General features: G+C 65.6%; 16 protein-coding genes and 1 tRNA gene. 10 read left to right on the top strand and 7 right to left on the bottom strand.

Annotated features, from left to right (window positions below):
* The first annotated feature begins 497 nt into the window (after positions 1 to 497).
* From IG178_RS18685 to IG178_RS18695, 3 genes are all read left to right on the top strand, one after another.
* A complete protein-coding gene (locus tag IG178_RS18685) occupies positions 498 to 1,895 on the top strand; it encodes a hypothetical protein (RefSeq protein WP_226895586.1) in 1,398 nt (465 codons plus the stop codon).
* Complete coding sequence (locus IG178_RS18690) at positions 1,892 to 3,187, top strand: hypothetical protein (RefSeq protein ID WP_193214102.1); 1,296 nt, start codon at positions 1,892 to 1,894, stop codon at positions 3,185 to 3,187. The genes IG178_RS18685 and IG178_RS18690 overlap by 4 nt, the downstream gene beginning before the upstream one ends.
* A gap of 71 nt (positions 3,188 to 3,258) precedes the next feature.
* A complete protein-coding gene (locus tag IG178_RS18695) occupies positions 3,259 to 4,335 on the top strand; it encodes an Ldh family oxidoreductase (RefSeq protein ID WP_193214103.1) in 1,077 nt (358 codons plus the stop codon).
* 112 nt (positions 4,336 to 4,447) lie between these two features.
* On the opposite strand, the gene IG178_RS18700 is transcribed toward IG178_RS18695, so the two are convergent.
* Positions 4,448 to 5,200 carry an aminotransferase class IV gene (locus IG178_RS18700; RefSeq protein ID WP_193214104.1) on the bottom strand — a complete coding sequence of 251 codons (753 nt, stop codon included), beginning with the start codon at positions 5,198 to 5,200 and terminating at the stop codon, positions 4,448 to 4,450.
* A gap of 83 nt (positions 5,201 to 5,283) precedes the next feature.
* Here IG178_RS18700 and IG178_RS18705 point away from each other — a divergent pair, with 83 nt between their 5' ends.
* Together IG178_RS18705 and IG178_RS18710 are read left to right on the top strand one after the other, a co-directional pair.
* Complete coding sequence (locus IG178_RS18705) at positions 5,284 to 5,886, top strand: acyl carrier protein phosphodiesterase (RefSeq protein ID WP_193214105.1); 603 nt, start codon at positions 5,284 to 5,286, stop codon at positions 5,884 to 5,886.
* Positions 5,887 to 5,931: 45 nt separating this feature from the next.
* A complete protein-coding gene (locus IG178_RS18710; protein WP_193214106.1) occupies positions 5,932 to 6,303 on the top strand; it encodes a hypothetical protein in 372 nt (123 codons plus the stop codon).
* A gap of 6 nt (positions 6,304 to 6,309) precedes the next feature.
* On the opposite strand, the gene IG178_RS18715 is transcribed toward IG178_RS18710, so the two are convergent.
* From IG178_RS18715 to IG178_RS18725, 3 genes are read right to left on the bottom strand one after another with little or no spacing between them, the layout of a single operon-like run.
* Positions 6,310 to 7,974 carry a hypothetical protein gene (locus IG178_RS18715; protein ID WP_193214107.1) on the bottom strand — a complete coding sequence of 555 codons (1,665 nt, stop codon included), beginning with the start codon at positions 7,972 to 7,974 and terminating at the stop codon, positions 6,310 to 6,312.
* Positions 7,971 to 8,936, bottom strand: coding sequence for an ABC transporter ATP-binding protein (locus tag IG178_RS18720; protein WP_193214108.1), 966 nt, complete (start codon positions 8,934 to 8,936; stop codon positions 7,971 to 7,973). The genes IG178_RS18715 and IG178_RS18720 overlap by 4 nt, the downstream gene beginning before the upstream one ends.
* 9 nt (positions 8,937 to 8,945) lie before the next feature.
* Positions 8,946 to 9,899: a hypothetical protein gene (locus IG178_RS18725; RefSeq protein ID WP_193214109.1), complete on the bottom strand. Its 954-nt coding sequence runs from the start codon at positions 9,897 to 9,899 to the stop codon at positions 8,946 to 8,948.
* A 160-nt stretch (positions 9,900 to 10,059) separates the two neighbouring features.
* On the opposite strand from IG178_RS18725, the gene IG178_RS18730 reads away from it, so the two are divergent.
* A complete protein-coding gene (locus tag IG178_RS18730) occupies positions 10,060 to 10,767 on the top strand; it encodes a hypothetical protein (RefSeq protein WP_193214110.1) in 708 nt (235 codons plus the stop codon).
* 4 nt (positions 10,768 to 10,771) lie between these two features.
* Here IG178_RS18730 and IG178_RS18735 read toward each other — a convergent pair whose 3' ends face one another.
* Positions 10,772 to 11,278 (bottom strand): RDD family protein, encoded by a 507-nt coding sequence (locus tag IG178_RS18735; protein ID WP_193214111.1) that lies wholly within the window; start codon positions 11,276 to 11,278, stop codon positions 10,772 to 10,774.
* Positions 11,279 to 11,422: 144 nt separating this feature from the next.
* Positions 11,423 to 12,406, bottom strand: coding sequence for a PLP-dependent cysteine synthase family protein (locus tag IG178_RS18740; RefSeq protein ID WP_193214112.1), 984 nt, complete (start codon positions 12,404 to 12,406; stop codon positions 11,423 to 11,425).
* A gap of 98 nt (positions 12,407 to 12,504) precedes the next feature.
* On the opposite strand from IG178_RS18740, the gene IG178_RS18745 reads away from it, so the two are divergent.
* A complete protein-coding gene (locus IG178_RS18745; protein ID WP_193214113.1) occupies positions 12,505 to 14,673 on the top strand; it encodes a hypothetical protein in 2,169 nt (722 codons plus the stop codon).
* Here IG178_RS18745 and IG178_RS18750 read toward each other — a convergent pair.
* Positions 14,657 to 15,583, bottom strand: a complete 927-nt coding sequence (locus IG178_RS18750) for an EamA family transporter (protein WP_193214114.1) — start codon at positions 15,581 to 15,583, stop codon at positions 14,657 to 14,659. The genes IG178_RS18745 and IG178_RS18750 overlap by 17 nt on opposite strands.
* Before the next feature lie 118 nt (positions 15,584 to 15,701).
* Here IG178_RS18750 and IG178_RS18755 point away from each other — a divergent pair, with 118 nt between their 5' ends.
* The 3 genes from IG178_RS18755 (at position 15,702) to IG178_RS18765 (ending at position 20,748) form a co-directional block, all read left to right on the top strand.
* The gene (locus IG178_RS18755; RefSeq protein ID WP_193214115.1) at positions 15,702 to 15,995 is read left to right on the top strand and encodes a KH domain-containing protein; all 294 of its coding nucleotides are present in this window, start codon (positions 15,702 to 15,704) and stop codon (positions 15,993 to 15,995) included.
* Positions 15,996 to 16,096: 101 nt separating this feature from the next.
* Positions 16,097 to 16,171: transfer RNA gene (locus IG178_RS18760), tRNA-Arg, on the top strand.
* A 134-nt stretch (positions 16,172 to 16,305) separates the two neighbouring features.
* Positions 16,306 to 20,748: a choice-of-anchor D domain-containing protein gene (locus IG178_RS18765; RefSeq protein WP_193214116.1), complete on the top strand. Its 4,443-nt coding sequence runs from the start codon at positions 16,306 to 16,308 to the stop codon at positions 20,746 to 20,748.
* Positions 20,749 to 20,830 lie beyond the last annotated feature (82 nt).

Below are 20,830 nucleotides of genomic sequence, written 5' to 3' on the forward strand. Positions count from 1 at the left end.
CTCTTCGCCGAAAATCGTCCATATCTTGTATCAAAATCCGCAAGAACATACCACCTGTGGAGTTTTGTGAAAATTAAGGATTCTGAACCATTTTACAGGATCCCACTCCTCCCGGCACTCTCGACCCTCCCCGGAAGCCGTCGGACCGCCCGATAAATGGAATTTACACCGACGCCGCGATGGCAAGACTCCGCACCATCATGGGAAGGACCGCGAAGATCCGCCGAGGGGCACCGTGGCTCGCTGCCGTTGGCGGCCTTGCCTTGGGTCTCGCGACGCGGGCCACGGTTCCCGGACCAAGCAGCGATCCGACTTCGACCGCGTCCGTCGAGGGCCAGAAAAGTCCGGAATTGCCCATTCCTGGCGGTCCCACAGCCGCTCGGATCCAAGATCTGGCGAACCTCGATGCGGCCGGCTGCGAGGCTCTGCTCAAGGAACTCACCACCTATCCCCGGCAAGAGTTCGGCATTGCGGCCGAAGCGGTCCTTCTCCGGTGGATGTCCCTGGCCGGCCCGGACGAAGTCCTGGCGGCGGTCGCCTCGAAGGACACCCGCTACCACCTACCCCTTTTCAATGCCTGGGTGACGCTGGATCCCCATGCCGCGATGGATTCCACGACCCGTCCCGAGTTCGCGGTGCCCCGAGCGCTTTACGCCCTTGACGAAGCACGGCCCGACTTCGCGGACTATCTGGCTGCGGCGTGGAAACCGAATACGACCACCAACCAGGACCTCGAGCGCTCCCTGACCCGTTTGGCGCGGGAGCAACCGGAACTCGCCCGCACCCTTCCCAACTCGCCGCCGGACCTCCGGAAGCGGGCAATTGCCGCCGTTGCCCGCGGATGGGCGAAAAAAGACCCTCAGGCCGCGCTGGCATGGTTGCGGGAAATGGATCCCAAGACCGAGCCCGGGCGATCCGGCATGGTCTCCTTGTTCAGCTCCTGGGCCGAGACAGATCCCGCCGCAGTTGCCGCGGCGCTGAAAGAGGCAACGTGGCTAGACCTCCGTGGCTTCGGATCATCCATCGAAAACCTCCGGACCCCGGAGCGGCCGGACGCAGCCGTCGATGCAGCACTTCGTGGAGACCCCTTCGTCGACGTCACCACCTTGCATGAGCTATTAAAGGAAGCCCGGCTCGATTGGACTTCACCCTCACCCATCAACTCTTACGGCTGGAACCCCGTCGATTTTGAGCAAGCGGGCCTTGAGTGCGCCAACCTGCCGCCCGGGCCGGAGCGCGACTACCTGATGGACGCGATCGTCCAAGGATGGTCCGCCGGCGATCCGGAGGCCGCGCTGGACTTCGCCGACCGCCACCAGCTCTCCTCCGCTTCGGCGGAACGCCTGCGTTCCCGGCCCACCCCGGCGATGCGCGAAGCGGCACTGGCAGATCCCGGGCAAGCTTTCGCCACGCTGTTCAATCCGGAGAATGCGCCGATCGCCGGCATGACCCGAGAGCAGGCAACCGAGCTCATGCAGCAATGGGGCCGGACCCACCCTGCAGACGCCGCCGAATTGATCGCGGGCTCCTGGGATCCCGAGGGATTGCCTCACCTCAATCCGATCCTGCTTGAGAACGTGCTTGGCGTTGGCTGGGCGCAAGAGGACCCGATCGCGGCAACCGACTGGGTCAGTTCGCTCCCGGAAGGTTCCCTGCGACAGCCGGCCTGGATGGCGATGGAGGACTACGTCACCCGCGTGGCACCGGATCTCGCCTTCACCCTGAGCGCCCGGCTGCTGGACGATGAGGATCTTCGCCGGCAGCGTCTCCAAAGCGAACTGCAGCAATCCCGGCGAGAGATCGGACAGGAAGCGGCGCTCCGCTTGCTCGAAAGCCTCGACCTGACCGACGACGAGCGCGACACCTTGCACGATCTCCTCTCCCCCGCCCGATGAACCGCGGTCTCCTCACCCTGCTTGCCGCCATCTCCGGCTACGCGATTGGGTCGCAAATCCCCGGCAATGCAGCAGCGCCCACTCATCCCACCGCCGCACCGACCAAGACCAGCCTGCGGCCGGAGCGGCCCCGTGGGAGCGGCCTGTCCCGCATGGAACAGCTCACGGCGATGGCCGCCAAGCTGACCCGATCCGAGTGGCCCGCGTTTTTCGAGGCACGGCTCCATTCGGCCCGGGACGCCCGCCTCGCCGCCCAACTGTGGGCGGAGGCCGACCCCGCGGGCTTCTGGGGATGGCTGCGCGAAAGTCGCGACCGCGATCAGTTGGAACGCTTCGCCGAGGATTTGCTCACCGTCTGGACCCGGCTCGACCCGCAAGCTGCCATGGACGCGGTCATGGGTATCACCGACTCCGCGCTGGGTGATCGGCTGCGCGCGGGGGTCATCGATGCCGCCTTGGAACAGGACACCGCCCAGGGTCTGGCCTTTGCAGCCCGCGGCGGCGATTTCAACGGCATCAGCACCGGACTGACCTCGTGGATCACGCGTGACCCCGCTTTGGCGACCCGTGGCCTCGCCGCATTGCCGACGAACTGCGACTACCGCAGCTACCTGAAGTATGCCCTCTCTTTCTGGGCAGAGCAGGATCCCGCCGCGTGCCTGGCCTGGCTAAAAGAGACACCGCCCCGAAGGGACCAACATGGTAGGTCCGAGTGGGCCACCAAGGGCTTCAAAACCCTGGCCTTCTCCGATGTTACAGACGCCTTGGATGCCGCGCTCAGCGTTTCCGACCCTGACCATCGTTCCCAGGCCCTCGCCGGGGTGATCGCCAGTGGCCTCATCCCACCCGATGAAGCCGCGAGATTGCTCGCGCAGGTGAACCGGATCGAAACCACCCAGATGGCTTGGGAAATCGGTGGCTACGACCATTCCGGAAAGGGCAACTTCGAGAACCGTGCCGGGATCATCAACCTGCTCCCCGTCAATGGCAACAGCCACAACGGCTATCGGAACCTCGCCAGCGAATGGTCCAACGCCAACCCCGCGGCGGCTTGGGACTGGGCGACGACGATTCCCGATCCATTCATGTCGCGGGTCGCGATGATCGCCATGGTCGACAAAGTCGAAGTCAACCAGCTCGACCGCATCGCCGACCTGCCCTTCCGGGCATTATCGAATGACCTTTTGCGGGCCGCGATGTCGAGGATTCCGGTCGATCAACGCGGAGAGTGGATTGACCGGATGCCCGATGATCGCGCAGCTTGGGCGCGCCGGATCGCGGCTGACGAATAGCGACTGAATCCCCGCTTGAGTTGTCCGACAAATCCCAATCTACTCGTTCTCCCTCAACGCCTCCTATCTGCATGTCCGATTTCCTGACCGTCTCCCGCACCGCCCACGACGAACTCGTGACCGCCGCCTACCAATCCCGCGGCTTCAGCGCCGACGAGGCGGCCGAGGGCACCAAACTGGCAGCAGAGGCGGCACGTCACGGCATCCGCACCCACCACGCCCTCAAGGCCCTGCACCTCGACCACCTGTTCGGCAGTGCGTTCGGTGGCTGTGTTCCCGGTGCGGAGATCGAGGTGGTGAAATCCCGCTTCCCCGGCTCTGAGACCTGGAACTGTAACCGCAAGCTCGGCCAGAGCGTCGCCTACCGCGCGATCAACCGCTGCATCGAGCTCGCCGACCAGTTCGGGATCGGCCAGGTCAGCGTCGACAATGCCTTCCACTACCTGTGGGGCGGCGGCTACGTGATGGAAGCCGCGGAGCGCGGCTACATCGCCTACACCAACTGCACCTCGACCCTGGCGGAGGTGGTGCCTTTCGGCGGCAAGTTCCCCACCCTCGGCACCAACCCGCACTCCTGGGGTTTCCCGACCACCGAAGCGCTCGGCTTCCCGCTGGTCAGCGACTGGGCCACCTCGACCGTCGCCATGGGCCGCGTCCAGGCGCTCAAGCGCGAAGGCAAGCTGCTGCCGGACGGGGCAGCGGTCGACAAGGACGGCAAGCCGACCAATGACCCGAACGAGGTCGCCGCCCTGCTGCCCTTCGGCGCCCACAAGGGCTACGCGATGTGCCTGCTCAACGAACTCTACGGCAGCCTGATCGGCGGTTCCCTGCCGACCCTGCGCGGCCGCCCGGCCAAGGCGCCGGAGGACGAAAAGACCAGCAGTTCCTTCTATTTCCAGGTCATTCACCCCGACGCGATCTCCGGCGGGGCTTTCGCGAAAGGCCGCGACCAGATGGCAAACCTCAAGGCGGTCCTCGACGACGTGCTCGGCCATGGCAACGAAGCCTGCATCGTGCCCGGTCAATTCGAGGCCGAGGCCCGCAAGCGCTCCGACGCGGCCGGCGGCCTTCATTTCACCGCGGCGGAACTGGCGGAATTCGGCGAACTCGCCGCTGAGATCGGCGTCGCCCCGCTGGAAGCGAAGTAGCGCACCGTTGCACGTTGCGTGCGTGGCTGGCGGTCATGCCGCGGCGCTTTCCGATCACCATCAGACGTCGTGCCCAGGCTGCCATTTCTCCGCCGCAACTTGAAAAGTTGCGCTACGCCCGCGCTTTGCCGTCGATCGCCGACACCCGCACCAGCCCGCGCGTCGCCGAGCTCAGGAACACCTCGTCGGCGGCCTCCAGGTCGGCGGCCGTGAGCGGGCGTTCCTCCACTTCCCGCTGCTCCATCACCCGCGCCCGCATCGTTCCGGGCAAACATCCGGACGACAGCGGCGGCGTGGCGTAACAGCCGTCGCGGACCAGAAACACGTTCGCCGTGGCGGCTTCGCAAAGCTCGCCGCGGGTGTTGTAGAACAAGGCCTCGTCCGCCCCGGAACGGCGTGCCTGGTCGAGTGCGAACAGATTCTCGGCATACGAGGCACATTTCAGCCCCGCCAACGGTGATCTCTCGTTGCGGGGAAAAGGCGAGGTCCACAAGGACACCGATTCCGGCGGTTCCGGGCACGGCGCCGCGGTGATCCACAGCCGCGGATCGTCCCCTAGCTCCAGCGACCTCAGGTCACCCGTCCCGGCCGTGACGGCCAGCCGCAGCCTCGCCCGTCCCGTGTTCAGGCCGCGGCGTCCGAGCAGTTCCACCATCGCTCCCTCCACCTGTTCGAGCTCCAGCCGCCACCCCAAGCGCTCCGCCCCCGCGGCCATTCGCGCCAGGTGCCGGGCCAGCTCCACCGGTTGCCCGTCCGTGGCAAGGATCGTCTCGAACAAGCCGAGCCCGTGGGTCAAGCCGCGGTCACCGGGGGAAACCGGCAGCTTGCCCTCGAGGAATTCACCGTTGCACCAGTAGCAGCTCACGCCGCGAATCTGACCGCCCGGGGCCACCGCCGGAAAGCCCGCATTGCACCTTCCGTCCATGCGGGTTGGACTGGCGGTGGATCTTGAACTACCTCGCCCATCTCCACCTCGCGGAAAACAGCGCCGCCTCCCGCGTCGGCAACTTGCTCGGCGACTTCGTGCCCGGCCGGCCGGAATCGCTGCGCGACCGCTTCCCCGCGGCAGTCCTCGACGGGATCGTGCGCCATCGCGCGATCGACCGCTTCACCGACGTCCACCCGATCACGCTGCGCCTGAAGGAATGCATTGCCCCGCCCCGCCGCCGCTTTGCCGGGGTGATCACCGACATCCTTTTCGACCACTTCCTCACCCGTCAGTGGGACGACTTTTCCGACCAGCCCTTCGCCGGATTCATCGACGCCTGCAACGCCGCCCTGCGCGAGCACCGCGCGATCCTGCCCGCGGAGCTCGCCGACACGCTCGAGCAACGGATCACCGACCGCTGGCTGGAGCACTACGGCAGCGACGAAGGCCTCGACGACGTCTTCCACCGCGTCGCCCGCCGGCGTCCCGCCTTCGCACCGGTCGCCGACGCGGTGCAGGACTTGCAACAGCACCGGGATCGCTTCGAGGCCGGCTTCCATGAGTTCTACCCCGAACTGCGCGATTGGGTCCGCGCCCTGGGTCCGGAATCGGCGGCGATTTAGTCCTTCGGTCGCCGCGCCGGTCCTGCCTACGTTCCGCCCGACCCCATGCGCAGCCTCATCTTTTCCGCCGGAGCCCTCGTCGCCGCCCTCGGTTTCATCGCCTTCCACCAATCGCGCGACCCCAACCTGCTGCAGGGCGGCCTGACCCTCGGCGGCGGCTGGATCATCTGCGGCCTGTTCTCGCTGCGCTCGAAGTGGCACGGCATCGTGGGTGCCGGCGCGCTCGCCTTCCTCGGCGCGTTGCGATCTTTGCCCAGCGTGACCTCTGTCGCCAGCGGCGACCCCACGGCCCGCTTCAACGTGCTCGCAGGGTTGATCTGCCTCGTGGTCCTGATCGCCGTCGTGCACGCGTTGCTGGCGGAGCGCCGGCAGCGTTCGATCGACAAGCTGAAGAACGGCGAAGATCCCGGGCCGTGAGGCACCTCACTCCACCGGATCCGCCAGCACGGTCCTCGCCATGTCCCTGCGGGCCTGCCACAGCAGGTAGGAGCGGTGCACTGCCGCGATGACCGCGACGAAGAGCCAGAACTTGAAGGCCCGCGGCACCGCCCGCGCGACTTCCACCGGCAGGTCGGAAAGCGAGAGCAGGCTCATCGACGCATAGACCGGCAGGCTGACCGGTGACATGCCGATCAACCAGGCGGCCACCGCGGCCATCGAATTGCTGAGCGAACCGAACACCGCGCCGACCATGATCGGCACCACGCCGACCAGGATCACCATCAGCCCGACGAAGCGGCCGCCCTTCGCCTCGAGCATCGCTTGGAACCCCAGGCCCGCGGCGAGCAGGACGGCAGCGAAAGCCACAAACAGGTGCGACGGCACCTCGTGGCCGGGGAACCACCGCGACTCCACCAGGCCACTGGTAAACCAGAACCACCCGCCCGCACCGGCCAGGGCCATCAACACCACCGCCCAGTAGCCGGTCGCCGCGTCGGAGAGCAGCGGCAGGGCCTTGGCGCCTTCTTTCCGTGCCCGCCGCCAGCCGCGAATCTGGTGATCGGAACTGGGTGTGATGATGGTCGCCAGCAGGAAGATCAGCAGCAGCGTCACCAGCCCGAAGATCCCCGACATCGCCACCGCCTCGCCCGGGTCGGGCTGCCAGTCCGGGATGATCCGCATCATCCGGTTGAAGGCGCGAGACGGGAAGAGGCTGCCGGAGTCGATCAATGGCAGCGCATTGCCCAACAGGAGCAACTGGATCCAGACGAAGAACCCGATCGCCCAGAGTTTACCTAACAGATGCGACTCGTGGCGCCGCCACTTGCGGCACAACATGATGCTGAACACCAGGACCAGGCCGCCCTGGCAGAAGGCGGTGAACACCGCCTCGGAGAAATCGAGGCCGAAGAACTTCACGGTCGGGACCAGCTGCTGGAGCGTCTCCAGCGCCGCGCCCGCGGTCTTCGGCAAAAGCTTCGGCATGCTCTCCTGGACCACCGGCGTGACGGACAGATATTTGAAGAAGACCAACCCGAACTTCGCCATCTGCGGCACCACCGTGTAGAGTGCGAAGACGAGACCAATGGAGGTTAGGAACGCCCAGCGCCGGTTCTTCACCACCGTGCCCGTCAGAAGACCGGTGAAGTGGTAGGTCAGGGTCGACGTGAACACGATCCCATAGAGCGGCAGCCACACCTGCCAGGAAATCCCGCCGCGCCACATCGCCCACGCCGTGAACGGCAGGGTCGTGAGAAACATCACGTACTCGCGCACCGGCAGCCCGAACAGGTAGCCCACGACCTTGGCCAACGGCGTCATCGGGATCAGCCGCTGGTAGTCGATCACACCCTCGTCGCGCTCGGCGGTCATCCCGCCCGCGACCTGAGCGGTTCCCAAAATGAACAGCACGATGCCTTGCAAGACCAACAAAGGCAGGATCGCCCCGCGAGCTGCGTCTTCCGCGTCGAGATGAGTCCGCACGCCGATCGAGCTGGCCATCGAAACGATGAAACCGGCGAACAGGACCGTGATCAGCACCCAGATCCCGAGCCCGCGGGGACGGAGGCGGGAGCGGCAGTAGCGGCGGAAAATCGGGTTGGTCCAGAATTTCCAGGCCGGATGGCGGGAGGATTCGGCAGGATTCATGAGTGTCGGTTGGATTCCGCGACGTCCACCAGGATGTCCTCGAAGGACGACCGCTTCTCCTCGAAGGAACGGAGCCGGATTCCCTGGCGGATCAGGCCCTCCATCAGGTCGGCCTGGTCGTCGTCGCTGCCATTGAAGCGGAACACGACCTGCTGGCCCGCGACCTCGAGGTCGTGGACGCCCTCGCGGGATTCCAGCCAGGCGGCGCCCTCTTCCAGGCGGTTCAACAAAGTCGCGGTCAGGGTGCGGCCGGTGTTGCCGAGCTGTTCCCGCACCTGGTCGACGCTTCCCGAGGCGAGCAGGCGGCCGCGGTTCATCACGCACAGCGAGGTGCACATCTCCGCCAGCTCGCTGAGGATGTGGGAGCTGATGAAAACCGTCGCACCGGTCTTGGCCAGCTTGCGCAGGGCATTGCGCAGGTCGCGTCGTGCCAGCGGGTCCAATCCGCTGGCCGGCTCGTCGAGGATCAGCACCCGCGGCCGGTGCAGCAGCGTCTTCGCGAGCACCACCCGCTGGGTCTGGCCACGGGAGAGTTCCTTGCACCACTTGCCGCGCTGGTCGGTCAGCGCCACTTCCTCCAGGCACTCCGCCACCCGGTCCCGCCGCTGCGCCCGGCTGCCGAGGCCATACGCGGCGGCATGGAACTCGAGGAACTCCGCCACCTTCAGGTCCGACGGCACCGGCGCCAGGTCCGGCATGTAACCGACGATCCGGCGGGCGGCCTCGATGTCCTCCAGCACGTCCACCCCGTCGAGCTGGACTTCGCCGTAGGTCGGTTCCATCAGGGTTGTTAGAACGCGGAAGGTGCTGGTCTTTCCCGCACCGTTGGGACCGACCAGCCCGAACACCTCCCCGGGAGGCACGCTCAAGGTCAGGTCATCGACGGCGACAAAGTTCCCGTAGTCGACCCGCAGGTCGCGGATGTCGATGGCGGGCTGGAATTGCTCACGGTTGGCGATCATGGCAGTGAGTCAGAAATCAAGGGGGTCCCAGTCGACGGGCATGGTCAGGCCGATCTCTTCCATCTCCTTCACCGCCTCGTCGCGCCGGCGCTGGCGCTCCGTCTCGTAGCTTTCGCGCTGGTCGGGCCTCAGCACCGAAAGCATCGCGGCGTTGGTATCGCCACCCGGGGTCGTGCCGATGTCGCCGCCGATGCCTTCCAGCCGCATCCCCGGGTCGTAGTCCCGCGACCCGCGGGCCATGATTCCGAAAACCTGGTCGCGCTGGGCGTCGTCGAGACCGACGATATTATCGAGCCGCTGCACCCTCGCGTCGGCCTCGCGCTGGACCCTCTCGGCCCGCTCCGCCATCCGCGAATCCTGGAAGTCGGTGAGCTTGTCGCCGCTCAGCACCCCGGCCATGAACTCGTCGAGGCCCTCGTCGGGCCGCACGTTCCGCGAGGCCTCCGCCATGTCCTCGACCGTCGTGCTCTCGGCGGTCACGAGGTCGCTCCACGCCTTCGCGTCCGCCTCGATCTTCCGCTCGAACCACGCCTTCAACGACCCTTGCTGGTCCTCGGTCAGGTCATACTTGCGCGCGATCTCGCCGCTCATGCTGTCGATCATCTGCTTCTGCTGGCGCACGCGGATGCGGTCGAAGAGCGGCGAGAAATCGCGGATCAACGGCTTGCTGACGCGAAGCAGGTCGTCCGGCGTGACCGGCCGACCCGCGCGGAGGTCGTCGAAAACGTCCCGCACCCCGTCGCGGAATTCCCGGCCCGACCCGCGCCGCTCCGGGTGCGCTTCCTGCAGCGCGGCCACGCGGTTGTTCGCCCGCTTCAGTTCGACTTCCAAGCGCGCGACCTGCTCCTCCGGCGAACCTTCGGCCCCGGGCATGCTCTGCTTGAAAAGGCTGGCTCCCACCGCGCCGATCGAGACGCCGATGACGAGGGGGATGAAGGACTTCAGCGACGAGGCGATCGACATGGGTTCAAGTTGGCGTGGCAGACGTGGCGACGGCATCATGAAGACATGATGAAGCCGGGATGAACTATGGGTGACGCTGGCGGAGTTGCGATGGGAATGACAGGGCATTCTTTCCATTGACCGGACAGATCCCGCGCCCGCCGCCCGTTCTACATGGATGGTGATCCGGCTTCTTTTCTTCCTGGTCCTCGCGACGCCCCTCGCTGCAGCGGAGAAGCGCATCAAGGTGTTCGTCGGGCTCTGCGACAACGCCACCCAGGGCATCGTCAAGGTCGGGGCGAAGATCGGCGACGGCGACAAGCCCGCGGACAACCTCTACTGGGGATGCAGCGACGGTTTAAAATCCCACTTCAAGGCAAGCCGCCGCTGGAAGCTCGAGAAAACCGAAGCCGCCACCGGCGACCCGCGGATCCTCGAGCGTCTGACCTTCCGCCACGCATCCGGCGACGCCGTGCTGGTTGCCGAAGCCTGGCGCGGCTCGGCATTAAAGGAGTGCTACATCGCCTTCGAGGCATCCCTGGTCTCGGGAGAACAGGACCTGGTCGCCTTCATCGGCCACAATGTGCTGATGGACACACCCATCAAACCCGTCGCCGCCAAGGCGAAGTCCCGGCCGGAAGCGATCGTGCTCTGCTGTCTCAGCGACCGCTATTTCCGCGAGCGGCTCACCGACGCCGGGGCGAGGCCGGTGCTGCTGACCACCCAGCTGATGTATCCCGGTTCCTTCATCCTCCACGACGCCCTCGAGCCGTGGCTGGCGGGAAAAGACCGCGACGCCCTCAGGGACGCCGCCGGTCTTGCCTACGCGAAGAACCAGAAGATCAAGGCGGCCGCGGCGAAGGGGGTGTTCGCGCGGCTCGACCCGTGAAACCTCAGGCCGCCGGGGTGTCGGCGACGACGACCACCTTGGTCTTGCCCCACTCGTCGCCCAGACGGCGCAGCGGCACGTCCTTGTCCTTCTTGGTGTAGAGCACGAAAGCCTCGACCAAGCCGAAGAACGGGATTGCCATCGAGATGTTCCGCACCACGCTCGCTTGCCAGTCGCCCGACAGGCTCTTGCCTTCGAGGGTCACCGCCTTGAGCTTCATCACCTTCTTGCCGATGCTCTGGCCGTCGAGGAACGGCAATGCGTCGCGGGTCAGGAAATAGGCGACCCAGACCATCCAGGCGAGGGTGCCCGAGACCTTGCCGACGATCGCGTAGAGACCCGCCGCGACGAAGGCATCGATGATCGCGGCAACCACCCTCGCGTCGAAGGCTCCCTCCGAACCGGGGGCGGGCGCTTCATCCTCGTCGTCGATGACCATCTTGGCCTGCTCCTCCTTGGCCTCGGTCGGACGCGGTGGCGGCGGCGAGATCGGGGGTGGCGGTGGGGGCATGTCCGGCGGCGGCGGACCGGCCGAAGGAGGCGGTGGTGGCGGAAGATCGGGCGGTGGCGGAACGGACGACTTTGGCGGCTCTGGCTCGTTTTCCATCATTTGCCACCGAACTAGCAGAGCCTCCGCGGGCGGTCGAGAGGCAACTCAGGCTTCGTCCCGCAGGCCGGCGAAGACCCGGTGCGAGAAGTATCGCTCCATCCGGTCGGGGAACACGGTGATCACCCGGGCGTCGCCGCCGAGCCGGCGCTTTGCCTCGAGCGCCGCCGCGTAGTTGAGCCCGGAACTCGGCCCGACGGGAAACCCCTGGGCCCACAGCTGGCGGGTCAGGTCGAGGCACAGATCCTCGCCGATGTTCAGCTCCTCGATGGCCCCTCCGCGCGGCCCTTGCTGCCATTCCCGGTAGAGCGCCGACAGGCACTCCGCCACGCCCGGCACCTCCTTGCTGAAGGCGAGGCTACAGCACTCCGCGTTTCCGCCGAACACCTTCCCGCCGCAGGGGATGGCGGCAAACGCGCGCGCCTCACAGCCCGCCGCATCGAAGGCCTCCCACAGGCCGCGCAAGGTCCCGCCGGTGCCAACGCCGCTGACCACCGCATCGACGCAGCCACATTCCATCTGGGCGAGGATCTCGGGCCCGGTGAACAGGCGGTGGGCTTCCGAGTTGTCAGGGTTTTCGAATTGCCGGGCCGCGAACCAGCCGTTCGCCGCGGCGGCCGCCGCGGCTTCTTCCAAGACCTGGGCCATTCCGCCGTCGATCCGCCGGACTTCGCCGCCGTAGGCGCGGATCATCATCCCCCGCTCGTTGGTCGCGGAGGCCGGGATGAAGGCCACGAATTTCAAGCCCATCTGCGCGCAGGCCAACGCCAGCGCAATGCTGGTCGAACCGCTCGACGCCTCGACCACCGTGTCACCGGCCCGCAGCTCGCCACGGCGCCACGCCTTTTCGAGGATGTGGCGGGCGATCCGGTCCTTGGTCGAGCCGCTCGGGTTCATGAACTCGAGCTTGCACCAGACCGCCCCGAGGGCCGGATCCAGCGTCACCGGCACCAAGGGGGTCGGCGGCACCTGCCGGATGAAACGACCGCCCGCGGGAACGGAGCGGATGGCCTGGAGGACGTCGGCTGACATGACCGGAGCCAAGCAATCCCACCCGGCGCCGCCAAGCCCGGAACGCCGCCGAGGCCGGTCTTGGCATGGCAGGACGAAATTGGAAGCCTGTCGCTTCAATGGACCTCGTTCCCAGTGAAAAGGCTTTCGTCGACGCCGTCATGGAGCCGCTCGGTGACGATCCGCCACGACGCGAACTGCTCGAGACGGTGGTCGCGACCGCCGGGGTTTATCGCCGGCCCGATGCGGGTCGCGAGGAAAGCGCGATTGCAAGAATGCGCGAGACGGCACCGCGCTTCCTGTCTCTACACCGGCTTGCCTGGGGATGCCTGATGGTTCTCGCACTCGCCGCCATCGGGTGGAGCACGGCCAGTCCCGCGGCGCTTCGCTCCATCGATGCCATCTGGGCGGCCAACTCGGCGGGCCGGATGATTTCAATGACCACCTGGACTTCGCCACGGGTTCCTCCGCTTCCCCGGCCGCACGTTCAATCGGATCGCTTCGAGGATGACCCCTTCTGCAAGCGGCTGCTCCGAAGGCTGCCGGAGGACAAGAAACGGCTCTGGCTTGGGGATCTGGAGCACCAGGACCAAGCCGGCCGCTGGGCTGCCGTGCGGGACGCCCATCCCGGTGATCCCGCGCACTTCTATGCTTGGGCCCTGGCCTTCCGGTCGGAGCTGGGCCGCTGGCCGGAGGAATTCGTCCAGCGCGTTGAGGATCTCGACCCGGACAACGGGATGTTCCACCTGTTCAACGCCGCAGCAAGATTGGACGCCTCGATCGGGAAACCACCGGTTCCGCTCCTGAGCCGGGAGCAACGGCGCGCCCTCCGGGCAAGCGGCAAACCACTTCCGGGCTCCGCCCGTTCGGCGAAGGTGATAACCAACCGGAAGGCCTTCGACGCCGCCCTCGTGGATCTGGAGCACGCTCTCGCGAAACCCCGCTTCGATGACTATCTGGAGCGACTGAACCGGATCCGCCGGGCAGCCTCAACACCGCCCCGTGAGTTTGCCGAAGTCTACGTGGGACAATTGCTCACGTACTCGCAGCCCGAGGACTATTCATCGGGGTGGGTCTTGTGCCGATCGCTCGGCGAGGCATTCTCCCTCGCCGCCGAAGACGCGGCGAATTCGGGCGACAAAGAGCAGCTGGCGAAGATCGAACACCTCCTCGTCCGGACTTCCCGGCACCTCTTGGAGAGCTCTTCCGGACTTATTCCGTCGCTTATTGCGAGGAAGGTCACGATGCAGGGCGCGGAGGGGACAGCCAAGGCATGGAAGGCGCTGGGCGAACCATCCCGGGCATTGCCCCTTGAAAACCTCGCGACCCTGCTCGACCGGAAGAAGCATCCCGCCCCAAGCGCGGTCCCCGACGCCCTGGACGAGAACCGTGGCAGCTCCATCGCCTCCGCGTCGCTTCAACTCCCGCATCAAAGTCCCGGCGCGACGCTGGTCACCGAGCAAGATCTGCGTGGTGGCCGCCTCGCGGAGTATTCGATGTATGAGCGCTTCTTGCTTCACGGCATCGCGATCGCCTTCGCCCTGGTGCTGCTTTTCCTGATCGTCGCTCCCCACCCCGGACGCGCAAATTTCGGGAAGCTTCCCGCCCGGCTGGGCCGCATTCTGGATGCCCGGGACTTTGCCTGGATCGCCCTGCTGGGGGTGGCGGCCCCGATGGCCCTTTACGCCGTCTCCACCCGGTGCGTATGGCTCGCCTCCCGCGAGTTCGGCATGTCCCCCGTCCGTTCCATCGCTTGGGTGGCGCAGGCCCTGTCTCTGGTCGTCTCAATGGTGCTGGCCGCGCTTCAAACCCTCCGTTGGCGCTTCCGGAAAAAGGACGTGTTCCTGGGTTTCGGCTGGTCCGGCTTTGACCCCGGATGGTTCTTCCTCTTCATCGGGCTGGCTGCCATCCTATCCGCGGCGGGCCTTCAACGCTTGCTGGCTTCGCTTCATCTCGATCTTGAGGCGGAATTGTTCGTCATCCTCTCCTTTCCCTGCCTCGCGCTGATCTGGCTCCTTGTCCTGGCCGTCGGGTTTTTCAAAGGACCGGAGGCACGGGCCCTCCATCGGAGAATGATTCTAACGGCATTGCGGCCCTTCGTGATCATGGCCCTCGTCGTCACAACGCTCGCCATTCCGTTCGTGAAGCGGGAGGAACTGCGGCACGTCGCGGAGATCCGCTACGAGTCCCTGGAAGGAGACGACACGGTCTTCGTGCACCGGAAGGAACGGGAGTACGCCCGCTGGTTGGCCGAAGACGCCCTCCGCCACCTCAAGGCTTTGGAGTGACCGGAGCCGTCATCCGCTGCGACGCCACCAGCGAACCGAGGATGAGCACACCTCCCGCGGCGAAGCCCCAGCCCGGACGCTCGCCGAGGAACAGCATCGACTCGAGCGTCGCCGCAATGGGGATGAGGAATCGATAACCCGCCAGCAACGGCATCGGGTGCAGGGTCGACAGGTGATTCCACAGGCTGAACGCCGCCGCCGACACGAAGGCCAGCCACAGGGTGAAGCCCATCGCTGCAGGCGGCATCAGCTGCGCCGCCCGCGGAAATGCACCCGCACCGGCCACCAGCAGGCCCAGCCCTCCCCCCAGCAGCGAAAAGCCGGTCGCCGCCCGGGCGCCGATCGTTTTCCGCAGCTTCCCGAATTGCACCAACCCGAGCGTTCCCAGCCCCGTCGATCCCACCAGCAGCAGGGTCCCGAGCCAGGGATTGCCCGCCCCGGCACCCGGTGACGCCGCGGCCAGGGCCACGCCCGCGCCCCCGACCAGGATCGCCAGCCACTGCCCGCGGGTCGGCCACGCGACCCCGGCCAGCAGCGGCGCCAGGACCATCCACCAGAAGCTGCCCAGCGAGGACAGCAGGCCGGCCAGGCTCCCGCTCGCCGCGGCAATCGCCAGGTAGAACAGGAGGTACTGGCCGAAGGTCTGGGTCAGCGCGAAGCCTAACAGCAGCTTCTTCGGCGTCGCCCGGAACTCCTTCCGCGGCTGCTTGGCGACCAGCAGCAGCATGACCCCGGCAAGCGTGAAGCGCACCCCGGCGAACCACCAGCAGTCGGCCGCCCCGGCCACGATTCCCTGCTCCTTCCAAATCGCATACACCGACTTGATGCCGGGGAAAGCACTTCCCCATAGCAGCGCGCACACCAGCACCGGCGGCAGCACCTTGGTCCATCGGTCGTCGCCACCGCTCACGAAGCCGAACGTGGATCCCCGTCCCCGCGCTTGGAAGCGCGATCTTCCGCCGCCCCCCGATTGGCCGCTATCCTTGATCCTTCCTTGCCTTGCGAGGCGATCGGGGCATCCTTGACCCATGCAACTGGTGACCGATCAGATCCGGAATTTCCTCCAATACATCGCCGTCCAGTTCATCGAGTTCCCGGCCGAAGCCCAGCTCAAGGTCACCGAACTCGGCCCCAAGCGGCTGCGCTTCAAGCTGGTGCTGCGGCAGTCGGACGTCGCCCTGCTGATCGGCCGCAACGGCTTCAGCGCTTCCGCCATCCGCGGCGTGATGAAATCGCTGACCGAGCGCGAGGACGTCAACGTCAGCCTGCAGATCCATTCCCACGAGGAGGAGGCGGAGATGCAGGCCCGCGAAAAGCACTGACCGGCAAGGGATCACGGCCGCCCGAGAGTTCTCCTTGCCAAATCCGGTCGAGCGCCGCTACTTTCCCGCCCGCCGCGACAGGCACCCCGGTGCCGTCTCATGGTCCCGTAGTCCAACGGATAGGACGATGGCCTCCGAAGCCGTAGATTCAGGTTCGATTCCTGACGGGACTACCACTTTCGGCCGCAGCGCTTCGGCCCCGACGGGAACTCGGAGAAACCCGTGCCGCCGCTGCCAGATGGAAGAGATATATCTTGTCTCTTGGATTTTCCCCTAAAAGCTTCGCCCGACCCCCGTCACCGGCAAGGCCATGCTTTATCTGAAATCCCCCCTTCTCAGGACCATCCTGCTCTTTGCGACGGGCATCCCTTGCGGTCTGCACTCAGCTCCGGGTGACCTCGATCCCACCTTCGGCAACGGAGGAAGCGCAATTACCGATTTCTCAACTCCCGAAGATCCGACCTACGATGGCGCCCGGGATATCGTCGTGCAAGCGGATGGAAAAATCCTGGTCGCGGGTTCGTCCGACGGGGTCCTCGCCCTGGCGCGATACGACGAAGGCGGCTCGCCGGACCTCGCATTCAACGGAACCGGCAAGGCGAGGTTTCCGGGCATCGGGTGGGCAAAATCGGTTGCCCTGCAAAGCAACGGCGGAATCATCGTTTCCGGGGAACGCTACCTTGCCCGCTTGCTGCCCGGCGGAACACTGGATCCTGATTTCGGCACGGCTGGCATCGTGCAGGAGACGGACCCCGAGTATACTCTTGGTGAGGCGGTGGCGATCCGGCCGGACGGGCGGATTCTCGTCGCCGGCTACCGTTCCATCTATCAATACGGGGCATTCGGCACGAAACTCTACCTGCACGACGGTTTCGCGGTCGCTTGTTATCTCCCGGATGGCACGCCGGACCCGGGCTTCGGGACGAACGGGCATGCGAGCATCGACTTGGGCGACGATGCCCGGGTCCGTGCTCTCGCCATCGACAGCCAGGGCAGGATCGTCCTGGCAGGATCCCGCGACCATCACTACATGGCGATCGCCCGCCTCCTTGCCAATGGAGCACCGGACACCACCTTCGACGGGGACGGTTGGATGACCCTCCCCCTCCACCAGCTCGCCGGAGCGGTGGTGATCTTGCCCGGCGACCAGATCCTTGCCGGTGCCGTAAATGGGCCCTACGCGGCCTTGGTCCGCTTGCTCGCGGACGGGACTCCCGATCCGGCATTCGGCAACGCGGGGACGGTCTCGACTTTCCTTGAGATCGGGGACAATTCACCTGGAGAAGCCATCGGCCTCGCGATTGGGCCGGACGGTGGGATCGTCATGGCAGGGACCACCGACGACAACGGCCCTCCGAGACGCTTCGCGGTCGCCCGGTTCCTTCCCGACGGTTCTGCCGATCCCGCCTTCAATGGCTACGGCTACTCCGTGATCCGACTGGCGGATGGAGGATCATCCGCCTATGCGGTAGCCCTCGACGCGAACGGCAAGATGCTGGTGGCTGGCGGAGCTGCACCACAATCCTGGCCTCCGTCCCCCTCCAACTTTGCCGTCGCCCGTCTCCTCGCCGAGGGACCGGGAGCGCGTTTCAGCAACGCGGCGGGCGAGGGCTGGCTCTCCACTGTTAATTTTGGCGGTGCTTGGGTCGGTGAAAGTCCTGCCATCCGGACCGTGGTCCTGAAGAACCATGGCACGGAGGATCTCACCGGTCTCGAAGCCGGGTTCACCGGCCCTGACGCATCGAGTTTCCGGATTTCAACCCCTCTGCCGGAAGTGATCCCGCCGGGATCCAGCGTGCCGATCGAACTGCAATTCCTCCCCCAAGCCCAAGGAGCGCTCTCCGCCGCACTGTCGCTGTCCTCGAATGACCCGACCCGCAGTCCTTCCCTGCTCGAATTGAATGGCACGGGTTACACCCGTCCGCGGATCCGCGTGGAGCGAACGGACGGCACTCCCGTCGAGAGATCCAACGATGACCTCGGTGGGCTGATCGACTTCGGAGCGACGCCTGCCGGAGTTCCGGTCGATGTGACCTTGGTGATCCGGAACATCGGCTCTGCCGACATGACCGGCCTCGAGTGTTCGGTCCCGGGATCGAAATCGGACCAGTTTCCGATCGTTAGCCAGCCGGAGGCTCCGTTGGCACCTGGCGGCAGCACCACGCTGACGGTGCGGTTCAACCCGACATCCTTCGGCGAAATAACCGCTCCCCTGAGAATCCCCAGCAATGCCGACTCCCAGTTCTACATCCGGATGATCGGCACAGGCGTCGCACCCGAGCTGAGCGTCGAGGAATCCCTGATCGGGAAAATTGAAAACGAAACCTCCACCGTGAACTTCGGTCAGCATCCAACAGGATCGATGGCCAGCCGTTCGTTCACGATCCGCAACACGGGATCGCAGGAACTGTCGATCGGATCCCTTCGCCTCGAGGGCAGCGATGCCGGAGCCTTCGGGATCTCGATTCCTTCTCTGCCGAAACTAGCTCCCGGTGCATCGACGCCCTTTACCGTGAGTTTCCAGCCCTCTTTGCCCGGATCGCCCGAGGCAACCTTGGTGATTGATTCCAATGATCCGGCGCGGAGTCCCTTTTCGTTCCAGCTGACCGGCACCGCCTTGGCCCCGGACCTCATGCTTTTCGACGGTAACGGAGTGCCCACCACGAACGGCTCGACGGTCGACACGTTCGGGCAGGTGCTCCCGGGTGGCTCAATCGAGCTCGAATTGAGCCTTTCCAATTACGGGAAGGCGGATCTGGCGATCGGGGCCATCGATCTCACCGGACCGGATGCCACCAACTTCACGCTCGTCGATCCTCCTTCGGGGATCCTCGGGGTCTATCAGACAGCAACCTTCTCCATCCGGTTCCATCCACCGGCCCCGGGATTGAGCTCGGCTCAACTGAAGATCACGAGCAACGATCCGCTCGCGAATCCGTTCATCGTCAACCTCGAGGCAACCTCCGTGGCTGCCGAGGTCCGGGGCGACGGACGCATCGATGCCGAATTCGGCACGGGACGGAATGGTGGAGCCCTCGTCGAGGGCATGGAGCCCGACTATGACCTGATGATCCTCCCGGACGGGCGCATCGTGGTCACCGGGACGCTCGTCGACCCGACGAATCGTGATTTCCTGATCGCAAGGTTCCTGGCGGACGGCAGCCCGGACCCCGCATTCAACGGCACCGGCCGGGTTGTCCTCGACCGTGGGGTGTATGACGATTGCCGCTGTGCCGCACTCACCAGCGATGGCCGGATCTTGCTGGCGGGATTCACCGACAGTGGAAACTTGCTGGCCTCCGTGCTCCCGGATGGAACCCTCGATCCGGCCTTCGGCAGCGGAGGAGTGATCATCGGGGATTGGACGATCACCCCGCGAGCCATGGCGGTTCAGGAAGACGGAAAGATCATCCTCAGCGGCTACTCGTACACCGAGATGGGCCCCGCCATCACGGTGTTTCGACACCTGGCCGATGGAAATCCCGACGAGAGTTTCGGGACCGATGGCTCGATCTCCTTCCGCCTCCAGACGGGTGATGACTTCGAGGACGCGCGGGCCGTGGCAATCCAGCAGGACGGGAAGATCCTGATCGCGGGTCAAAGCCAAGCGCATCTCTTCGTCGCCCGCCTCCTTGAGGACGGTTCCTTCGACCCGGACTTCAATGGCTCCGGACGGCGGATCGTTCCTGACTTTGAATGGTCGGCGGCAAGTTCGTTGGAGATTCAGGACGATGGCAAGATCCTCCTGGGAGGCTACGGGTTCTCGGACGGCAAAGGCAATTTCCTGGCGCTCCGGTTGTTGCAAGACGGAACCCGTGACCCGATCTTCGGTGAGGCCGGCGTGGTGATCTACGGATCGGGTTTCCCCTACGGCAGCTGCCACGACCTGGCCGTCCAGGAGGATGGCAAGATCCTGCTGGCGGGCACCAACGGTCAGATCGCGGTCGTCAGACTGCACCCGGATGGCTCGGTCGATCCTGAATTTGGGACGAACGGCTTGGTCCTCGCGGGTCCCGGCGAAGGACTTGGAATTGGCGTGCATCCGGATGGCGACGCGATTGTGGTCGCCTATACCGGAGGAATGGGCCTTCTGCGACTTGGTTCCGGACTTCCAGCCGGAGGATCGTTCGGGATTTCACCGGCTGCCGCGGTGCTGGCGGGCGAGATGATGAGCGGAATCTTCGACGGCTGGAGTGGCGATGCGCTCACCTACCGGATTCTTCTCGATGACCTCCCGGTTGCCGCCGGGTCGAACGGCGCCTCGCTGCCTTTCACCGCCCCGCTGGAGAGCGGGATCCACGGGGTGAAAGGCATCATCACCGATTCTTCGGGGAAGACGACCATTGTGGTCACAACCTTGCGTGTCGTCCCCACCGTCGAGCAATGGCGGTCCTTGCACTTTGCAGACATTCCGACCGAAGCCGGTGACTTCGACGATCCTGATGCCGACGGCTGGAACAACCTGCTGGAGTTCGCCACCGGAAGCGACCCCCGCTCGGGGAGGCGGCATGCTCCGACCCTCGACCCGTCGGGCAGCTGGCTGACTTTCACTTATTTCCGGAGCAAGTCCGCATTGCTCGATGGAGTCGGCTTCGAAGTGGAGTGGGCGGACGACCCCTCCGGTTCAGCATGGTCGACGACCGGGATTTCAGAGCAGGTCACGGACTTCGGCGACACCGAGCGGGTGCGGGCAACATTGCCTGGAGGTGGCGCAGGGAAGCGATTCGTCAGGTTGAAAGTAGGCCGGGAGTAAATCCGCCGTCACCGGGCGAACCGCCGGACGACACCCGCAGCGCGGCCGAACCGGACGGGGCGGTCGTATTCAAACAAATCCC

It is taken from the genome of Neoluteolibacter marinus (genome assembly GCF_014904755.1).
GTDB classification, from domain to species: Bacteria; Verrucomicrobiota; Verrucomicrobiia; order Verrucomicrobiales; family Akkermansiaceae; genus Haloferula; species Haloferula marina.